This window comes from Helicobacter pylori (genome assembly GCA_008032955.1).
GTDB lineage: Bacteria > Campylobacterota > Campylobacteria > Campylobacterales > Helicobacteraceae > Helicobacter > Helicobacter pylori_DC.
The window spans coordinates 901,193-918,460 of sequence record CP032046.1 but is presented as its reverse complement, the minus strand read 5'-3'; the positions used below and the strand labels follow the sequence as shown (position 1 = coordinate 918,460).

Annotated in this window: 13 protein-coding genes and 2 pseudogenes; 8 read left to right on the top strand and 7 right to left on the bottom strand. The window is 39.5% G+C overall.

All coding sequences use genetic code 11. The features are described from left to right. Nucleotide 1 precedes the first annotated feature (1 nt). The 7 genes and pseudogenes from D2C72_04420 to D2C72_04390 all read right to left on the bottom strand — a co-directional run bounded on the left by D2C72_04420 (nt 2) and on the right by D2C72_04390 (nt 9,340). Nucleotides 2–1,575, bottom strand: a pseudogene (locus D2C72_04420) (phosphoglycerate dehydrogenase). A 15-nt stretch (nt 1,576–1,590) separates the two neighbouring features. Continuing rightward, nucleotides 1,591–2,121 carry a hypothetical protein gene (locus D2C72_04415; protein QEF43566.1) on the bottom strand — a complete coding sequence of 177 codons (531 nt, stop codon included), beginning with the start codon at nt 2,119–2,121 and terminating at the stop codon, nt 1,591–1,593. Between the two features lie 28 nt (nt 2,122–2,149). Next, nucleotides 2,150–3,820, bottom strand: a complete 1,671-nt coding sequence (locus D2C72_04410) for a 30S ribosomal protein S1 (protein ID QEF43565.1) — start codon at nt 3,818–3,820, stop codon at nt 2,150–2,152. A gap of 120 nt (nt 3,821–3,940) precedes the next feature. Next, a complete protein-coding gene (locus D2C72_04405) occupies nt 3,941–4,765 on the bottom strand; it encodes a 4-hydroxy-3-methylbut-2-enyl diphosphate reductase (protein QEF43564.1) in 825 nt (274 codons plus the stop codon). Further along, nucleotides 4,755–6,044, bottom strand: coding sequence for a 3-phosphoshikimate 1-carboxyvinyltransferase (aroA, locus tag D2C72_04400; GenBank protein QEF43563.1), 1,290 nt, complete (start codon nt 6,042–6,044; stop codon nt 4,755–4,757). The genes D2C72_04405 and aroA overlap by 11 nt, the downstream gene beginning before the upstream one ends. A 15-nt stretch (nt 6,045–6,059) precedes the next feature. Next, nucleotides 6,060–8,354, bottom strand: coding sequence for a phenylalanine--tRNA ligase subunit beta (locus tag D2C72_04395; protein ID QEF43562.1), 2,295 nt, complete (start codon nt 8,352–8,354; stop codon nt 6,060–6,062). After that, a complete protein-coding gene (locus D2C72_04390) occupies nt 8,354–9,340 on the bottom strand; it encodes a phenylalanine--tRNA ligase subunit alpha (GenBank protein QEF43561.1) in 987 nt (328 codons plus the stop codon). The genes D2C72_04395 and D2C72_04390 overlap by 1 nt, the downstream gene beginning before the upstream one ends. Nucleotides 9,341–9,420: 80 nt before the next feature. On the opposite strand from D2C72_04390, the gene D2C72_04385 reads away from it, so the two are divergent. The 8 genes and pseudogenes from D2C72_04385 to D2C72_04350 all read left to right on the top strand — a co-directional run bounded on the left by D2C72_04385 (nt 9,421) and on the right by D2C72_04350 (nt 17,211). Next, the gene (locus tag D2C72_04385) at nt 9,421–9,735 is read left to right on the top strand and encodes a histidine triad nucleotide-binding protein (GenBank protein ID QEF43560.1); all 315 of its coding nucleotides are present in this window, start codon (nt 9,421–9,423) and stop codon (nt 9,733–9,735) included. An 18-nt stretch (nt 9,736–9,753) separates the two neighbouring features. Beyond that, a complete protein-coding gene (locus tag D2C72_04380; protein QEF43559.1) occupies nt 9,754–11,076 on the top strand; it encodes an aminotransferase class V-fold PLP-dependent enzyme in 1,323 nt (440 codons plus the stop codon). Nucleotides 11,077–11,101: 25 nt separating this feature from the next. Then, a complete protein-coding gene (locus D2C72_04375) occupies nt 11,102–11,692 on the top strand; it encodes a DUF3972 domain-containing protein (protein QEF43558.1) in 591 nt (196 codons plus the stop codon). A gap of 105 nt (nt 11,693–11,797) precedes the next feature. Further along, nucleotides 11,798–14,187 (top strand): annotated as a pseudogene (locus D2C72_04370) (molybdopterin guanine dinucleotide-containing S/N-oxide reductase). 165 nt (nt 14,188–14,352) lie between these two features. Further along, nucleotides 14,353–14,841: a hypothetical protein gene (locus tag D2C72_04365; GenBank protein ID QEF43557.1), complete on the top strand. Its 489-nt coding sequence runs from the start codon at nt 14,353–14,355 to the stop codon at nt 14,839–14,841. Nucleotides 14,842–14,851: 10 nt separating this feature from the next. Further along, nucleotides 14,852–15,124: a hypothetical protein gene (locus D2C72_04360; protein QEF43556.1), complete on the top strand. Its 273-nt coding sequence runs from the start codon at nt 14,852–14,854 to the stop codon at nt 15,122–15,124. Beyond that, entirely contained in the window at nt 15,124–16,377 is a 1,254-nt protein-coding gene (locus D2C72_04355) for a glutamine-hydrolyzing GMP synthase (protein ID QEF43555.1), read from the top strand. Before D2C72_04360 ends, D2C72_04355 begins: the two co-directional genes overlap by 1 nt. Nucleotides 16,378–16,461: 84 nt before the next feature. Further along, on the top strand, nt 16,462–17,211 hold the full coding sequence (locus tag D2C72_04350; GenBank protein QEF44187.1) for a 4-hydroxyphenylacetate catabolism regulator HpaA: 750 nt from the start codon (nt 16,462–16,464) through the stop codon (nt 17,209–17,211). The last annotated feature ends 57 nt before the right edge of the window (nt 17,212–17,268 follow it).

Here is a 17,268-nt window from a genome sequence, read left to right as displayed (position 1 = left end):
CTTAAATAACCACATAATGAACGCTTAAGCATGCAGGAATGTTTTTAAGCTCTTCTAAAACTTCCAAAGAAACTTCTTCATCTACAATGATGAGCGCTAAAGCTTCTTTTTGCGTGTTACGCCCCAAACGAAAATCAGCGATGTTAATACCATGCCTAGCGAACGCATTCCCCACACTCCCAATAACGCCTGGAATATCCGTATTCCTGAATAAAAGCATTTTACCCTTTGGCTCTATATCAATATGAAACCCATCAATCTCAGTGAGTTTTAAAATATCTTCTTCAAACACCGTGCCGCTCACGCTGATTGAACCATTAGCCGCATTTAGAGTTAAAGAGAGCATGTTTTTATAGGGCGAAGCGCTTTCTTTAAGGCTAACCTTAATCTCAATGCCTCTTTCTTTGGCCACAAAGGGGGCGTTAATGTAATTGATTTTATCCCCTACAACAGGTTTTAACACCCCCACTAACATAAAGGCTACAAGAGCGTCTTTAAATTGGTTGATCTCCCCACAAAGACTGAGTTCAATTTTTTGGCACACGCCCTTATGGATTTGACTGGAAAAATAACCCAATTTTTGCGCTAAATTCAAGTAGGCTTTAGCGCTTGCATCAAAAGCTTGCATGGGTAAATTCAAAGCATGCGGATGGCTTGAACCTCTTAAAGACTCCATAACCCCTTGAGCGGCTTGTTTGGAAATTTCTTCTTGGGATTCTAAAGTGTTCGCGCCAATATGGGGGGTCGCATACACATTAGGCAAGTCTAAAAGCTTGTTATGAATGCCAGGCTCTTTAGAAAAGACATCAATGCCAAGCCAACGCACTTTTTTGGTTTCTAAAGCTTCATAAAGGGCGTCTTCATTATAAAGCCCCCCCTAGCGCAATTGATCAAAATAACCCCTTTTTTCATGCGTTCAATCTCTTTAGTGCCTATCATGTTAATGGTTTCTTTGTTTTTAGGGGTGTGGATAGTGATCATATCGCATTGCAAAATATCTTCAAAATTTTTTGTGTAAATGACCCCTAAATCAGTGGCTTTTGAAGAAGGGATATAAGGATCATAGGCTAGAACCTCCATTTCAAAGGCTTTAGCTCTAATGCCCACCCTAGAGCCAATATTCCCAAAACCAATGATGCCCAGCTTTTTATTTTTCAATTCCGTGCCATACCAATCTTCTCTTTTCCATAGCCGTTGGTGTTTGATTTGATCGTTCGCGCAAGGGAACGAGCGCACCGCATTGATCAAATGCGCCATGGTTAATTCCACAGCGGCAATCGTGTTAGCGGTAGGGATATTCATCACCACAATGCCTTTTTGAGAGCAACTTTCTAAATCAATATTATCCACTCCCACGCCCGCTCTTACGATGGATTTTAAGTGTGTTAAGGGCTTTAAAAAATCGCTTGTGATAGGGGTCATGCTGCGCGTGATGAGTGCATCCATGTGGACGAGTTTTTCTAAAAGCTCCTTTTTAGGGCATTTGGAATAATCATGCAAGACAATGTCTTTTTGGGCTTCTAAAATTTGAATGCCTTTAGCATGGATGGGGTCGCAAATGGCTACTTGATACATTTTTATCCTTTGAATTTAAAAAACAGCATGATAGCGTATTTTATAATAGTCTAAATCAGCCAGCAAGCGTTCTTTTTTATTTTCATCTAAATAGATGATGAGGTTGGGTTGGTTTTTGGTGTTATCGTAAGCGTAATCAATTTGTTCTTTTTTGAGGATTTCTTTTAAACACCACCATTGATAGTCCTTTAAATCCTTAATGATAAGCTTTGAATACTCCCTTTTTTTTTCTTCAAAAGGGATTTCAAAATGATGCTCAATAACGGGGTAATTGATGACTTCTTGCGCATCAAGGTTTTGAGAAAGGGTGTTATTATGATCTTCTTCGTTATGGGGGGCTTTTTCATCGTTAGGGGTATTAGGATTATTAGGGCTTTCTTCTAGGTTGATTTCATGGCTTTTTTCATTGGTTTGAGAGATCGCATGTGTTTGAGAGATCGCATGAGAAGCAACGGGCATTTCTTTTTTAACGCTTAAAAACAAATAGGCTAAAACGCCAAGAGCGACAGTTAGGGAAATAAAAGCAACAACACCCTTAAATCTCATGCCATTCTCATGCTTTTAAAATCGCTCTTTAGAGTTTTTCTTTAAGAATATCCCCTAAAGTCATTTTATCATCGCTCGTGTTAAAAGCTTGCAATTCTTCTTTTTCTTTTTTGCGCTCTAACCTATGCACAGAAGCACGCACCTTGTTGTTAGATTTTTCAATCGCAACAACCACGCAAGTGATTTCCTGCCCCATTCTGATTTCATCTTTTTTCAAGGGGTTCAAATCTTCATTTTTGATCAGCACATCAATGCCATCAGCATGAATGAAAACGCCAAAATCCTTAATGCTCACCACTTTGCCTTGAATCACGCTGTCTGTTTTATGCTTTTGAGCGAATTCTTCTGTAGGGGAAGTCACCAAGTGCTTCGCGCTCAAAGAAATCTTTTTATCTTTTTTGTTGATTTTAAGGATTTTCACTTTGATCACATCGCTAATTTTATAGTGGTCTTTGCATTTTTTATCTTTATCCCAAAAAGCATCGTGATTGTGGAGCAAACCATCCACCCCACCTAGATTCAAAAACGCCCCAAAATCCGTTAAAGTCGCCACTTTGCCTTCTAAAACATCCCCTACCTGGTGTTTGGATTCAAAAACATCAAAAGGCCTGTTAGTGAGTTGTTTTAAAGAAACCCTTAAGCGGCGGTTTTTAGGATCAATGTCAATGATCTTCACATCAATCTCCTGCCCCACGCTCAAGTAATGGCTAGGGTGGCTGACATTTTTATCCCAAGAGATTTCAGAAACATGCAAAAAGCCTTCAATATCATTACCAATATCCACAAACACCCCGTAATGTTCAATATTGCTCACCACCACCTTAATGGCGTATCCGGGTTTTAGTTTGTCTTGGATCTCTTCCCATGGGTCTTCTATGGTCGCTTTTATGGAGAGTGAAAGGCGTCTTTTTTCTGCATCATAAGCGATAGCTTTGACATAGACTTCATCGCCCTCTTTGTAGTATTTTTCAGGGTTTACTGGCCCTTTATGGCTGATTTCAGAATAATGAACCAAGCCCTCAATCCCCTTAGCTTCTACAAAAATGCCAAAAGGGGTGATCTGCCTCACAACCCCTAACACCGACTCTTTAGCTTCTAACAATTCTTTAGAAACCTCAAGCTGTCGTTTGTCATTGACTTCAAAGAATCGTTTGCGAGAAATATTGATAGAATGGTTTTCCTTATCCACACGAATGATACACGCTTTAATGCGTTTGCCGATATGGTTTGCGTCATTCTTTAAAGAAGAGTGCGAGCGGGAGAGGAAATACTCCACGCCTTGAGACTCCACAATATAGCCCCCTTTATTCTTGCCTACAATCTTGCCTTCAATAATGGCATTTTCATAGTTTTCGCCCAATTCTTCAATTTTAGCCTGAATCTTTTGTTGGGAAATGGCCTTTTTGTAGGAAACGCTAGGGTGTTCACCTTTCTCGGACACATGCACGATAATGGGGTCATTTTTTTGATACAGCAACTGCCCCTTTTCATCGGTGATCTCACTCAAAGCCAAACGGCCTTCTGTCTTACCGCCCACGCTCACCATGGCATAACCATCATTCTCATTGATGGAAACGATTAGCCCTTCTTTGATAGTGCCTTTTTCTAGGGTTTCTTCTTTTTCTAATTCTTTTTTAAAGAGTTTTGCGAAGTTTTCCTCCTCGTCATTAAAGTTCTGATCATCTGCTATCTTGCTCATTGACTGCCTTACTATAAAATAAATATAAAATCCTTAAGGGTATTGTATCCTTTTTTAGCTTACAAAATCGTTTAAAAACTAACAATTAGCGGTTTTTTTAAAGAAAATTTTCAAAATGTGTTAAATCGTGCTGATTTTTTGCTTGACATTTTCTATAATCCAGTCCGGCGTGGAAGCCCCAGCGGTAATCCCACACAATTTTTTATCCTTAAACCACGCCAACTCTAATTCGTTTTCATCTTCTACCAAGTAGCTGTCTTTGCAATGCTGTTTGGCGATGCTTAAGAGCTGTTTGGTGTTTGAGGAAGTTTTACCACCCACGACTATCATAATATCCACTTCCTTACTCAAATCCAAAGCGGCTTTTTGGTTGTAGGAAGTGGCGTTACAAATCGTGTTAAAAATACGCACTTCAGTGCATCTTTCCACCAAATAGGAAGCGATTTGCAAGAGTTTTGGGGTTTGTTTGGTGGTTTGAGAAACTAAAGCCACTTTTCGTTGCAATTTTTTTTCTTGCAATTCTTCTAACGAATTGATGACTAGAGCTTGGTTAGTGGCATAGCTGATCACGCCCTTGACTTCAGGGTGGTTAATATCCCCAAAAAGCACGATTTGATACCCTTCTTTGCTCATGGATTCCACAATTTGCTGAGGTTTGATCACATACGGGCAAGTCGCATCAGTGATTTTGACCCCCTTATTTTTCAAGTATTCTAAATCCTGCTTAGGAATGCCATGGGTTCTTATGATCACGCTCTTATTTTTAGGGATTTTTTTAGGGTCTTCTTCAATTTTCACATTGAAGTTTTTTTCCAAACGATTGATTTCTTTAGCGTTATGGATGAGCGAGCCAAAAATCAAGCTGTTTTGATTTTTTTCAGCGATTTGTATCGCTCTTTTGACGCCAAAACAAAAACCATAATCCTTAGCCATTTTAATTTCCATTAAAACTCCCTTTTTTGAATAGATTGAGCAAGCGTTTGAATTGCGGGAAAGAAATGTTTGCGCATTCTAAATTATCAATTTCTAAAGGCAGTGCTAAAGTTAAAACAGCAAAACTCATCGCAATCCTGTGATCATTGAAGCTTTTGATAAGGGGGGGTTTAATCTTAGAAAAATGCTGTTTTAATGGGCTTATATCTTCTAATCCCTCTATATAAAACCCGTCTTCAAACTCTTCGCACTCAATCCCTAAAGCCTTGAGATTAGAAACAACCGCTTTAATCCTATCGCTTTCTTTGGCTCGTAAATCTTTAGCGTTTTTAACCATGCTTTTGCCTTTTGCAAAAAGCATAGCGATGCTTAAAGCAGGGATTTCATCAATAAGGCTAGCGGTATTTTGATTAATAGCGATCGCTTTTAAAGGGGCATGTTCTATATAAATATCGCCAATGATTTCTAAATCTTTGGATTGAATCGCATACTCTATGGAAGCGCCCATTTTTTTCAAAACTTCAAAAGCTTCTATGCGAGTGGGGTTGAGCAAGACATTTTTTAAAAGAAGGCGGCTTTTTGGCGTAATCGCACAAGCGAGAGCGAAAAAAAACGCACTAGACGGATCATTAGCTATAGTAAAATCAAAAGCTTCTAGGGGTTTTTCTAGGGGTGAAATTTTTAAAACGCCGTCTTGATTTTGAATGTCAGCTCCCAAACTTTTAAGCATGATTTCTGTGTGGTTACGGCTAAGCTCGCTTTCTTTATAAACGCTTACGCCTTGAGCTTGCAAAGCGCTTAAAATAAAAGCGCTTTTGACTTGAGCTGAAGCGATAGGGCTTTCATAATGACAAGCTTTTAAAGGATTCCCTAAGATCACTAAGGGGGCGAAATGGTTATCCTCTCTCCCTAAAATCCTTGCCCCAAAAGCTTTTAAAGGCTCAATGATTCTTTTCATGGGGCGTGAGTTTAGGGAATTGTCCCCGCTTAAAACAAAAAGGCCTTTTTGAGCGCTTAAAAGCCCGCTGTATAAACGCATACTGGTGCCAGAATTGTTGCAATTTAAAATCTTATTAGGCTCTTTTATAGCCGTTGGGGGCGTGATTTTAAAAGAATTTTTGGCGGTATTTTCCACTTTAGCCCCTAAATTTTGAGCGATTTCTAAAGAGCTTAAACAATCTTCTCCCATTAAAAAATTCCGCACAACACAAGGCTTTTGAGCGAGCAAGCTAAAAATAACGGCTCTGTGTGAGAGCGATTTATCGCTAGCGTTAATGTCAAGCTCTATCACATATTATCCTTTATATTATCCCTTAAGGCGGGCGTTAAATTCTTTTTCTAAAATTTCAAGTGCTTTTTGCACGGCTGAATTGACCTCTTCATCATTCAGGGTTTTTTCTAAAGAATGGATCACGCAACGCACGCTTAAGGCTATGGTGTTATCGCTTTCTTTAAAAATATCAAGGGGTAGAACCTCGCTTAAATTAGGGATTTGAGCGTCTTTTAGGGCTTTTTTAATCTTGCTAAAAGCGGTATTTTCATCAATGATGAGAGTCAAATCCCTCACACTGCTAGGGTAAATGCTAAAGGGCTTTAACAGCATGGCATGGCGTTTGAGTTTAGAAGCGTCTATCTCAGCGTAATAGCTTTCAAACAAATCCAATTCCTGGATCACTTTGGGGTGGATTTTAGCGATTACGCCTATGATTTCATGATTTTGAATGATTTTAGCGCTCTGGTAAGGGTGGTTAATAGGGGTTTGAGTGGTTAGTTTTTCCAAGCTAAAATCCCCTATAACTTTTGAAACGCATTCGGCAAAAGAGTAAAAATCCCAAGCCTTGCCCTTAGCATCAGGGTAACTTTCTTTTTTTTGCAAGCCGCTCGCTAAAAAGCCTAGTTTTTGGGTTTCTTCTCTTTTAGAGTTATACACGCTCCCCTTTTCATAAAGGGCTATGCTTTTAAACCCTAAATTCTTATTCCTTAAACTGGCGTCTAAAAGCCCGCAAACAAGGCTCGTTCTTAGGGTGTTTAACTCCGTTGTGATAGGGTTTTGCAATTCTAGGGGATCTTCTAAAACTTCAAAGCCTAGTTTTTGCTGCTTTTCTTTAGAATAAAACACATAATGAATGACTTCTTTAAAACCGCAAGCGAGAGCCTTGTGTTTAAGGTTTTCAAAAAAGCGGTGCGTGTCATAATGGGGGTTTGAATTTTTGCTACTGACGCAATCAAGGGGCTTTGAGATCAAATTATCAATCCCTACAAAGCGCAAGATTTCTTCAGCAATATCTTGGATCGTTTTAATGTCATGCCTGAAATTGGGAACGATAACCTCTAAAACTTGGGGTTTTGAGTTTGACACTTTTATGCTAACTTTAAAACCTAAACTTTTTAAAATGCCTTGAATTTTTTCTTCTTCTACAGCAAGTCCCAAAATTTCGGTGATGTCTTCAAGCTGGAATTTAAGGGCGTGATCTTTTAAAGAATGCTTGGTTTGTTTGCTTTCTAAAATCGTGGCTTTTAAATGAGTGCTTAAAAAATTCAGGCCGTCTGATAGATTAGGGTTGCTCCCTCTAGCGCTCCTATAAATAAGGGCGTTGTCTTTTTGAAGCGTTTTGTCTTTTAGAGCGTGTAATTTTAAAGACAGGCTTACAGGATCGGTATAACTCGCCTCTAAAAGCAAACACTCGCTCAAATCTTTTTGATCTTGATGCTTGATAGCGATAGTGGAGCGTTTTTGATGGTTGATATAAACGCTTTCAAGGTTGTTTTCATCGTTTTTCACGCTCAAATCCATAGGGGTTTTATTCAGGCTATAAGCGTTCAATATTACCCCACTAAAATGCGCGCTAAATTCTATGAAATTGTTCAGATCGTTCTCGCTTAAGGCATTGTTATGAGCGAGCGAAAGCTTGATATTTAAAGGGGTTTTTAATGAATGGTTGCAAATCAAATAATAAGCTAGATGCGATTCAATATTTTCACCCGCACTAAGCGTGATCAAATCGCTTGTTGGCGTAAAATTTAGAGCCTTAATGGGTTTTAGGGGCGTGTGATAAAAGGCGCTAATCTCTCTAGCAATACCTAAAACGCTCAAGCAATCCCCACGATTGGGGGTCAATGAAATTTCTAAAACATGCGTGTTGAAAGGGGCGTATTCATGTAATTCCTTCCCTAAAACCAACTCCCCAACGCTCTCATCTAATTCCAAGATGCCATCATTGATTTTAGGGAAGCCTAATTCAATGCTAGAGCAAATCATGCCATGGCTTTCTACCCCCCTAAGCTCGGTTTTAGCGATTGTGGTTGAGCCTATGATCGCTCCTTTGAGAGCGACTGGCGCAAATTGGTTTGGCGCGACATTTTTAGCCCCGCACACGACTGGCAACACTTCTTTGCCAATATCCACTTGACACACGCTGAGTTTTTCAGCGTTTTTGTGGGGGGCTTTTTCTAAAACTTTACCCACAACCACATTTTTAGGAGCGATACAAGGGATACAGCTTTCCACTTCTAAGCCTAAGCAGCTCAAATCCTCACAGAGTTTGGCTATATCTTTAGGCGTATTGACAAAAACATTCAAATCATTGACGCTTAGTTTCATTAAAAACTCTCCAACACTCTCAAATCAGTTTCAAAGAAACTGCGTAAATCATTGATTTGACAAGTCAGCATGGCCAATCTTTCAATCCCCATGCCAAAGGCAAACCCGCTCACATTCTCATACCCTATGGCTTCAAACACCGCATTATTGACCATGCCACAACCTAACACTTCTAACCAGCCCGTGTGCGAGCAAACCCTACAGCCTTCCTGCTTGCAAAACACGCAACTAATATCCACTTCAGCGCTTGGCTCTGTGAAAGGGAAAAAGCTAGAACGCCACCTTAATTTCACGCCGCCAAAGAAATAATGCAAAAAGTCTTCGATCACGCCCTTTAAGTGCGTGAAACGGATATTCCCTTTTTGATCCACGACAAGCCCTTCAATTTGATGGAACATGGGCGTGTGGGTCAAATCATAATCGCGCCTAAAGGTTTCGCCTAAACAGATCATTTTAATGGGTGGGGTTTGTTCTTGCATGGTGTGGATTTGAACGGGCGAAGTGTGGGTCCTTAAAAGCTTGTGATCTTTAAAATAAAAAGTGTCTTGCATGTCTCTTGCAGGGTGGTAAGGAGGCAAGTTTAAAGCGCTGAAATTATGGAAATCATCTTCCACTAAAGAGCCGATTTCAAGCTTGTATCCTAATGGGGTGAAAAATTCAATGATTTTATTTTTAGTGTGATTTAAAGGGTGAGAAGAGCTTGTTTTGATAGCGTTAAACAAGCTCACATCAATTTTTTCTTTTTTCAAGCGTTCTTCTAATTCAAGCTCTAAAATAGCCTTTTTTTTCCATTCAAAGGCCTTTTCAAACGCTTGTTTATAATGGTGGATTTCTTTAGCAAAGGCGTTTTTTTCTTCGCCGTTTAGATTTTTGAGCTGGTTGAATTTATCCGCAAAAACCCCTTTTTTACCCAAAGCATTCAAACGCACTTCTTCTAACTCTTTGCTATTAGTAACCTTTTCTAATCGCTCTATTAAGGTGTGCAATAATGATCCTTATATTTTATTTTTAAAAAGCTATAATACAACTTTAATAAAAGAAAAACCTTAAAAGGGAGCAAAAAAGCATGAATGTGTTTGAAAAAATAATCCAAGGCGAAATCCCTTGTTCTAAGATTTTAGAAAACGAGCGTTTTTTATCCTTTTATGACATTAACCCTAAAGCGAAAGTGCATGCGTTAGTGATCCCTAAGCAAAGCATTCAGGATTTTAATGGCATCACCCCAGAGCTTATGGCGCAAATGACAAGTTTTATTTTTGAAGTGGTGGAAAAATTAGGCATCAAAGAAGAGGGTTACAAGCTTTTAACCAATGTGGGTAAAAACGCCGGGCAAGAGGTGATGCATTTGCATTTTCATATTTTAAGCGGAGACAAACATTAAAAGCGTTGGTGGTGTTTCGTGCAAGCGTTTTTAAACAGGAGTTTTGCCCCCTTACTCAACCCTAACGAGAGTCCTTTAGAGCAGGTTAAATCCAGCATTATTTTAAAAAAAGGGGTGTCTTATTTTGACTGGGGGGCTTCAGGTTTAGCGAGCGTTTTAGTGGAAAAGCGCGTGAAATCCTTACTGCCTTATTACGCGAACGCTCATTCTGTCGCTTCTAAACATGCGATTTTAATGGGCATGCTTTTAAAAGAGTGCCAAGAAAAGTTGAAGCGTTCTTTAAATTTGAGCGATAATCATTGCGTCTTGAGCGCAGGGTATGGGGCGAGCTCAGCGATTAAGAAATTTCAAGAAATTTTAGGGGTGTGTATCCCTTCAAAAACGAAGAAAAATTTAGAGCCGTATTTGAAAGATATGGCTTTAAAGCGTGTGATTGTAGGGCCTTATGAGCATCATTCTAATGAGATTAGCTGGCGTGAAGGCTTGTGTGAAGTGGTGCGTATCCCTTTGAATGAACATGGCTTATTGGATTTAGAAATTTTAGAGCAAACTTTAAAAAAATCCCCTAACAGCCTGGTTTCTATGAGCGCGGCTTCTAACGTAACCGGACTGCTCACGCCCTTAAAAGAAGTTTCATCATTGTGCAAGAAATATAGGGCTACTTTGGCTTTGGATTTAGCGAATTTTAGCGCGCATGCCAACCCTAAAGATTGCGAGTACCAAACCGGTTTTTATGCGCCTCATAAGCTTTTAGGGGGTATTGGAGGGTGCGGTCTTTTAGGCATTTCTAAAGATTTGATTGACACGCAAATCGCCCCGAGTTTTAGCGCAGGGGGCGTGATTAAATACGCTAATTGCACACGGCATGAATTTATTGATGAATTGCCTTTGAGGGAAGAATTTGGCACGCCAGGGTTGTTGCAATTTTACAGGAGTGCTCTAGCGTATCAATTAAGAGATGAATGCGGTTTGGATTTTATCCACAAGAAAGAAAACAACCTTTTAAGAGTGCTTATGCATGGCTTAAAAGACTTGCCCGCTATTAATATTTATGGGAATTTAACAGCGAGTCGTGTGGGGGTAGTGGCTTTTAATATTGGGGGGATTTCGCCCTATGATTTAGCGAGGGTTTTAAGCTATGAATACGCTATTGAGACCCGTGCAGGTTGCTCTTGCGCGGGGCCTTATGGGCATGATTTATTGAATCTTAACGCTCAAAAGTCAAGCGATTTTAACGCTAAACCCGGATGGCTTAGAGTGAGCTTGCACTTCACGCACTCCATAAACGATATTGATTATTTGCTAGACAGCTTGAAAAAAGCGGTTAAAAAATTGCGTTAAGCTAAAACTATTTTTAAGGAAAAATTTGGATATTTTAGATTTGAACAAAGCGCAAGCGACACAACAAAATGAGCAAGAAGTAGAGGATAAAGAAAAAGAGTCTAAAGAGCCGGTGGTTTTAGAAGATTTGAGCACTTTAGCATGGCTTGAATTAGAAGAATTTAGCCGCCTTTCAGGGCTTCCTAAAGAAAGGATTTTGGAATTAGTGAATCTTGGTAAAATCAAGAGCAAAATAAGCCACAACAAGCTCTTAATTGATGCGAGCAGCGGGACAAACGCTCTAATCAAAAAGGTAGAAAATAATTTGATTTCTATGGATATGAACGGGCGCTCTTTAGAGCCTGTGTTCGTGGAAAAGACCATTAACACGATTTTAAATTTGCATGATAAAGTCATTGGCGCTAAAGATGAAACGATTTCAGCCTTTAAAAATGAAAACATGTTTTTAAAAGACGCTTTAATCTCTATGCAAGAAGTCTATGAAGAAGATAAAAAAACCATTGATCTTTTGCGAGATGAACTCAATCAAGCGAGAGAAGAAATTGAATTCATGAAGAGGAAATACCGCTTGATGTGGGGGAAAGTCGCTGACATGAGCAGCGTGAATAAAAAGTAGTTTTCAATTAACGCCCATGCTTTGAGGGATCATTAGCGGTAATTTTAGGTGAATCTATGTTAGAATTTGGGGTGTTTTAACAGAATGCAAGCTTGAAGGAGAACCATGTCCATTTCACGCAGGAGTATCCTAACAAAAATCCCAATCGCGCTCGCTAGCGTTAATGTTTTAAAAGCCATTAATAGTTTTGAAAAAGTGGAATCCATTCCGCATGCAACGCATTTTGGCCCCTTTATCGCAAAGGTTCAAAATGGAGTGATTAAAGATATTGTCCCCCAAAAGAGCGATTATAACCCTACCATGATGTTAAAAGCGATGGCAGATAGGGTGTATTCAGATAGTAGGGTGAAGTATCCTTGCGTGCGTAAGAGCTTCTTAGAAAACAAAAAAAATCACAAAGAATTGCGCGGGAGAGAAGAGTTTGTGCGCGTGAGCTGGGACGTGGCATTGGATTTAGCGGCTAAAAAGCTTAAAGAAATCCCTAAAGAAAACATCTTTAATGCCAGTTATGGTGGTTGGGGGCATGCGGGTAGCTTGCATCGTTGTAATAATCTAGCATGGCGTTTTTTTAATACGACTTTAGGGGGGGCTATTGGCACTGATGGGGAATATGGCAATGGCGCGGCTGCAAGAATAAACCCTATGATTGTAGGGGATATGGAAGTTTATTCGCAACAAACCACGCATGAAGAGATGATTAAAAATTGTAAGGTGTATGTCATGTGGGGGGCGGATTTATTCAAGTGCAACCGCATTGATTATTTTGTGCCAAACCATGTCAATGACAGCTACTACCCTAAGTATAAAAGAGCCGGTATTAAATTCATTAGTATTGATCCCATTTATACCGAAACCGCTCAAGCCTTTAACGCTGAATGGATACCCATTCGCCCTAATACTGATGTAGCGTTAATGCTAGGCATGATGCATTATCTTTATACAAGCAATCAATACGATAAAGCGTTTATCGCTAAATACACTGATGGTTTTGATAAATTTTTACCCTATTTGCTAGGAGAGAGCGATAATGCGCCTAAAACTTTAGAATGGGCGTCTCAAATCACTGGAGTGAGTGCAGAAAAAATCAAAGAATTAGCGGATTTATTTGTCTCTAAGCGCACTTTTTTAGCGGGTAATTGGGCCATGCAAAGAGCTCAGCATGGCGAGCAACTGGATTGGGCGTTAATTGTTTTAGCCAGCATGATTGGTCAAGTGGGCTTATCGGGTGGGGGCTTTGGCTTTTCTATGCATTATGGAGGAAACGCTCAAGCGAGCTCAGGGGCAAGAATTGTTCCTATGATTTCGCAAGGGCATAATTCTGTAAAAAGCGTTATTCCAGCATCTAGAATTTCTGAAGCGATTTTGAATCCGGATAAAGAAATTGATTTTATGGGTAAAAAACTCAAATTACCTAAAATCAAAATGATTTATAATTGTGGGGCGGATTTGTTAGGGCATGAAGCTGATACAAACGAGCTGATTCGCACTTTAAGGACCTTAGATTGCGTGATCGTGCATGAGCCTTGGTGGACGCCTACGGCGAAATTCGCTGATATTGTCTTTGCTTCCACTAGCACTATGGAAAGAGATGATATTACTTTTGGAGGGAGTTATTCTAAGAATGTGGTTTATGCCATGCGTAAGGTGGTAGAGCCTGTTTATGAATCCAAAGACGATTATGAGATTTTCAGACAGCTTGCTTTACGCGTTGGGGGCAATGAAACAGAGCAGCGATTCACTGAATCTAAGAGTTACATGGAATGGATTAAGGGTCTTTATGAAAAAAGCGATGGCCCTACTTTGAAATCGTTTGATCAGTTTTGGAGGGATGGCTTTGTGGAGTTTGAAATCCCTGAAAATGCGAGAAAGTTTGTGCGTCATGCGAAATTCAGGCAAGACCCTATTAATAATAAGCTGGATACAGAGAGCGGGAAAATTCAAATTTTTTCTCAAAAATGCACGGATTTTAAACTGGCTGATTTTAAAGGGCATCCCACTTGGTTTGAGCCAGCTGAGTGGCTAGGCTCTAAAATGGCTGAGATTTATCCGTTCCATTTAATCTCTCCGCACCCAAAATACCGTGTTAATTCACAGCTTGATAACACTTGGGTTAGGAATGTGTATAAAATTCAAGGCAGAGAGCCTGTAATGATCAACGAACTAGACGCTAATAAATTAGGCATTAGGCATGGTGAAATTGTAGAAGTGTTTAACGCTAGGGGAGGTTGTTAGCAGGGGCGTTTGTAACTAAGAATATCCGTCAAGGGGTTTTGAGTATCCAAAAAGGGGCATGGTATGACCCAGAAGATGTGAATACTAGAAACCCAAGGTGCAATGCAGGGAGTGTGAATACGCTCACTTCTTCGCGCCCTACAAGCAGCATGACACAAGCCATTTCAGCCAATACCGCTTTAGTCAATATCAGAAGACTTAGAAGGTATGAATTAGTCAAACCCTATCATTCTATTTCAACACCAAGCATCATTGGGGCTTAAACGGAGTGAAAATACTAGCATGAGAGTGTTTTTACCCAATAAAGACTTAATAACTAAAGACTTGACTACTAGCCAAGCTAAAGCGTAATTCTCAATTTTTATATTATAATACCCAATCAATGCGTTTAATTTCTGTTTTCAATATTGACACTTAAAGGATAAAAGATGAATATTTTTCAAACGAGTTTGAAATGTTGCGTGGGGTTGGTTTTATTTATGGGGGTCTTATTAGGGGATTCTAAAGCTTTTAAGGTTAGGGTGGATAAAAGTTTGACTCCGCCCTTTTTGAATGTGCTTTCATTAGCTTTTAAACAAGACATGAAAAAAGAGATCATTTTTGTGGTTACCAAAAGCAACAAATTGAGTAAAAAAGTGCTTTGTGATTTTGACGCTTTTTTATTGTCTGAGACTCTGATGAGTGGCATGCCTAAAAAAGCGCTATTCTATAAGGAGTTTTTATTCCAATCTAAAGAAAATAAGACGCTCTATGTGTTTTCGCTGATTGATTCTCAATATTGCTCAAAAGGTGGAAATTACAGATACGAACTAGAAAAATTAGAACGCTGGTTTGTGCAAAAAGCGCCTGAGTTGGCTGAAAGCTATAGGGTGAATTACAAAAATCAATACAATAAAACACAGATCCCACAAAAATAAAGAATGAGAGATGATTTTAGTATTAGATTTTGGGAGCCAATACACACAGCTGATTGCTAGAAGATTGAGAGAGAGCGGGATTTATACAGAAATAGTCCCTTTTTTTGAAAGCGTAGAAAACATTCAAAAAAAAGCCCCTAAAGGTTTGATTTTGAGTGGGGGGCCAGCGAGCGTGTATGCTAAAGACGCTTACAAGCCTAACGAGAAAATCTTTGATTTGAATGTGCCGATTTTAGGGATTTGCTACGGCATGCAGTATTTGGTGGATTTTTTGGGGGGGTAGTGGCTGGTGCGAATGAGCAGGAATTTGGTAAGGCTGTTTTAGAAATCGCTCAAGATTCTGTGATTTTTGAAGGCGTGAAAATTAAAAGCCTTGTGTGGATGAGTCATATGGATAAAGTCATAGAATTGCCTAAAGGCTTCACTACCCTTGCAAAAAGCCCTAATTCCCCCCATTGCGCGATTGAAAGCGCTAAGATTTTTGGCTTGCAATTCCACCCAGAAGTCGTTCAAAGCGAAGAAGGGGGTAAGATTTTAGAAAATTTTGCCCTTTTAGTTTGCGGCTGTGAAAAAACTTGGGGGATGCAGCATTTCGCTCAAAGAGAAATTGTAAGGTTGAAAGAAAAAATCGCTAACGCTAAGGTGTTGTGCGCGGTGAGTGGGGGCGTGGATTCTACGGTGGTCGCTACGCTATTGCACAGAGCCATTAAGGATAATTTGATCGCTGTTTTTGTGGATCATGGCTTGTTGCGTAAAAATGAAAAAGAAAGGGTGCAAGCGATGTTTAAAGACTTGCAAATCCCTTTAAACACGATAGACGCTAAAGAAATCTTTTTGTCTAAATTAAAGGGCGTGAGCGAGCCTGAATTGAAGCGAAAAATCATCGGCGAAACCTTTATTGAAGTGTTTGAAAAAGAAGCCAAAAAGCACCATTTAAAAGGCAAAATTGAATTTTTAGCCCAAGGCACTTTATACCCTGATGTGATTGAATCCGTGAGCGTTAAAGGGCCTTCAAAAGTGATCAAAACCCACCATAATGTGGGCGGACTGCCTGAATGGATGGATTTTAAACTCATAGAGCCTTTAAGGGAATTGTTTAAAGATGAGGTGCGATCGTTAGGTAAAGAATTAGGCGTTAGCCAGGATTTTTTAATGCGCCACCCCTTTCCAGGGCCTGGACTTGCTGTAAGGATTTTAGGCGAGGTTAGTGAGGATAAAATCAAGCGCTTGCAAGAAGCGGATTTTATTTTTATAGAGGAGCTTAAAAAAGCCAATTTGTATGACAAGGTTTGGCAAGCTTTTTGCGTGCTGTTGAATGTCAATTCTGTGGGGGTGATGGGGGATAATCGCACTTATGAAAACGCTATTTGCTTAAGAGCGGTAAACGCGAGTGATGGCATGACAGCGAGCTTTTCATTTTTAGAGCATTCTTTTTTAGAAAAGGTTTCTAACCGCATCACTAATGAAGTGAGCGGTATCAATAGGGTGGTGTATGATATTACCTCTAAGCCGCCAGGAACGATTGAATGGGAATGATTATCTTAAAAAATAGCGCTAAAAGTGGGATTTTTTGGGTAAGATTAGGAATTGATTTTAAATAAAAAGAAAGAAAGGAATTTAATGAAAAAAGGTAGTTTGGCAATCGTTTTAGGATCGTTACTAGCGAGTGGGGCGTTTTATACGGCTCTAGCTGATGGAATGCCTATGAAGCAGCAGCACAATAATATGGGCGAGTCAGTGGAGTTGCATTTCCACTATCCTATTAAAGGCAAGCAAGAGCCTAAAAATGGCCATTTAGTTGTCTTAATCGATCCTAAGATAGAGGCTAATAAAGTTATCCCTGAAAATTATCAAAAAGAGTTTGAGAAGTCTTTGTTCCTCCAACTGAGTAGTTTTTTAGAGAGAAAGGGCTATAGCGTTTCGCAATTTAAAGATGTTAGCGAAATCCCTCAAGACATCAAAGAAAAAGCGTTGCTCGTTTTACGCATGGATGGGAATGTGGCTATTTTGGAAGATATTGTAGAAGAGAGCGATGCGCTTAATGAAGAAAAAGTGATAGACATGTCTTCAGGGTATTTGAATTTGAATTTTGTTGAGCCAAAAAGTGAAGACATTATCCATAGTTTTGGTATTGATGTTTCAAAGATTAAGGCTGTGATTGAAAGAGTGGAATTGCGGCGCACCAATTCTGGAGGTTTTGTCCCCAAAACTTTTGTGCATAGGATTAAGGAAACCGACCATGATCAAGCCATTAAAAAAATCATGAATCAAGCCTATCACAAAGTGATGGTGCATATCACTAAAGAGTTAAGCAAAAAACACATGGAACGTTATGAAAAAGTTTCTAGTGAAATGAAAAAACGAAAGTAGTTTTTAAGAAACAAAAAGCTTAAAAATCATTGAGAGCTGTTTTTAAAAAAGCAGCTT

What these genes read in the sequence shown, in the direction of transcription:
- D2C72_04360 (QEF43556.1), top strand. Translation starts at nt 14,852, where the DNA reads ATGATTTTAGTATTAGATTTTGGGAGCCAATACACACAGCTGATTGCT.
- D2C72_04365 (QEF43557.1), top strand. Translation starts at nt 14,353, where the DNA reads ATGAATATTTTTCAAACGAGTTTGAAATGTTGCGTGGGGTTGGTTTTA.
- D2C72_04410 (QEF43565.1), bottom strand. Translation starts at nt 3,820, where the DNA reads ATGAGCAAGATAGCAGATGATCAGAACTTTAATGACGAGGAGGAAAAC.
- D2C72_04350 (QEF44187.1), top strand. Translation starts at nt 16,462, where the DNA reads ATGAAAAAAGGTAGTTTGGCAATCGTTTTAGGATCGTTACTAGCGAGT.
- D2C72_04385 (QEF43560.1), top strand. Translation starts at nt 9,421, where the DNA reads ATGAATGTGTTTGAAAAAATAATCCAAGGCGAAATCCCTTGTTCTAAG.
- D2C72_04415 (QEF43566.1), bottom strand. Translation starts at nt 2,121, where the DNA reads ATGAGATTTAAGGGTGTTGTTGCTTTTATTTCCCTAACTGTCGCTCTT.
- D2C72_04395 (QEF43562.1), bottom strand. Translation starts at nt 8,354, where the DNA reads ATGAAACTAAGCGTCAATGATTTGAATGTTTTTGTCAATACGCCTAAA.
- D2C72_04405 (QEF43564.1), bottom strand. Translation starts at nt 4,765, where the DNA reads ATGGAAATTAAAATGGCTAAGGATTATGGTTTTTGTTTTGGCGTCAAA.